This window comes from uncultured Amaricoccus sp. (assembly GCF_937858865.1).
Lineage (GTDB): Bacteria > Pseudomonadota > Alphaproteobacteria > Rhodobacterales > Rhodobacteraceae > Amaricoccus.
Window position 1 is genome coordinate 1 of the sequence record NZ_CALLYO010000220.1, and the last position, 1,717, is coordinate 1,717.

2 protein-coding genes are annotated in these 1,717 nt (G+C 72.6%); both read right to left on the reverse strand.

Annotated features, from left to right (window positions below; genetic code table 11):
* Window positions 1–341 precede the first annotated feature (341 nt).
* The gene (locus tag Q0112_RS05885) at window positions 342–1,037 is read right to left on the reverse strand and encodes a response regulator transcription factor (protein ID WP_297972708.1); all 696 of its coding nucleotides are present in this window, start codon (window positions 1,035–1,037) and stop codon (window positions 342–344) included.
* Window positions 1,034–1,717: ATP-binding protein (locus Q0112_RS05890; RefSeq protein ID WP_297972711.1), on the reverse strand; the 684-nt coding region annotated here is incomplete at its 5' end. The genes Q0112_RS05885 and Q0112_RS05890, both read right to left, overlap by 4 nt.

Consider the following 1,717-nt stretch of genomic DNA (forward strand, 5'->3'; position numbering starts at 1 on the left):
TCTCCTCGTCAGGGCCGCGGCATCCCACCTTCGCACATCGCGAGCCTCCGGTCCCGGCTCGCCCGCTTCGAGCGAGAGCCGGACGAGGCGAGAGGGCGCCCGCTCCACCCCGGGGAGAGCGGGCGCCGCGCCGGTCAGAGCCGCCTGGTCGCCTACGGCGCGTCGGCCGATCAGCGATCGCCAATTCCGCATGAACCGCTCCGCCACGGCGCGGGCGCTGGAGTTCCCCGGAGCTACGACCATCCAATCTCGATGGTCGTCCGGCCACGGTTGCCCCATGCGAGCATCCCGCTGCCCGGCGCATCATCCCATCTGTCGGTGTACTGACCTCGGGCGAAGCGTTACGTCGAGGCCTCCCAGAGGTGCAGGCGGTAGCCGATTCCGGTTTCGGTGCGGATGTGGGTCGGGCGCTGCGGGTCAGGCTCGATCTTCTGGCGAAGCTGGCGGATGTGGACCCGGAGGTTCTGGACATCGGCAATGCCGCCCCAGACCTGGCGGATCAGGAACCGATGGGTCAGGACTTTCCCGGCGTTCTGGGCCAGCACGCGCAGGATCTCGTACTCGCGCGGCGTGAGGCCGACCTCGGCGCCGTCCACGCGCACGACGCGGCGGACGAGGTCGACGGCGAGGTTGCCGGAACGAAAGATCGGCTGCGCGCCCTCGGACTGGAGGCGGTGCCGGAGAGCGGTGCGGATCCGCGCGACGAGCTCGCGCATGCCGAAGGGCTTGGTCACATAGTCGTCGGCACCGAGGTCGAGGGCCTCGACGATGCCGGCCTCGTCGTCGCGGCTCGACAGGATCACCACCGGCACGGCGTTGCCGGCGGCGCGCCAGCGGGCGAGCAGCTCCTGGCCCGACGTGTCGGGCAGGCCGAGGTCGAGGATGACGAGGTCGGCGGCGCCGACCTGCCGGGCGGCCTCGACACCGGAGGCTGCCTCGGCGACGGCGTAGCCCTGCGTGCCGAGCCCGGTGCGGAGCAGGCGGCGGATCGCCGGCTCGTCGTCGACGACGAGGATGCGGACGGCGGGCGCGGTCATGCGGCCCGCCCGGCGCGGGCGCCGGGGGGTGCGGGCAGGGTGACGGTGAAGACGGCGCCGGGGCCGTCGGAGCGATTGGCGGCGGAGATGGCGCCGCCCATCGCCTCGACGAAGCCGCGGCAGACCGCGAGGCCGAGACCGGTGCCGGCGCGGACGCGGTCGCCCTTCTGAACCCGGTGGAACTTGTCGAAGATGCGCTCGAGCTCGCCCTCCGGGATGCCTTCGCCCTCGTCGAGGACGCGGATCGTCGCGCCGCCGGCCGCAGTCGGGCGGACCTCGATGCGGACGGTCGAGCCTTCGGGGGCGATCTTCGCGGCATTGTCGAGGAGGTTGAAGAGCACCTGCTCGAAGAGCACCGGGTCGATCTCGATCATCGGCAGGTCGTCGGCGAGATCGACGGTGACGTGGTGGCCGGCGAGCACCCGGCCGGCGCGCTCGAGCGCGCTTCCGACCACCTCGGCGAGGTCCTGGGGCGTGCGGGCGGGGGCGATGGCGCCGGACTCGAGGCGGGTCATGTCGAGGAGGTTGGCGATGAAGCGGTTGAGGCGCTCGGCCTCGGCGACGATGGTGCCGAGGAGATCGCCCCTCGCCTCCTCGGTGAGGTCGCCGGCGAAGTCGCGGAGCGTGCCGGCTGCGCCGAGGATGGCGGCGAGCGGGGTGCGCAGGTCGTGGGAGATCGA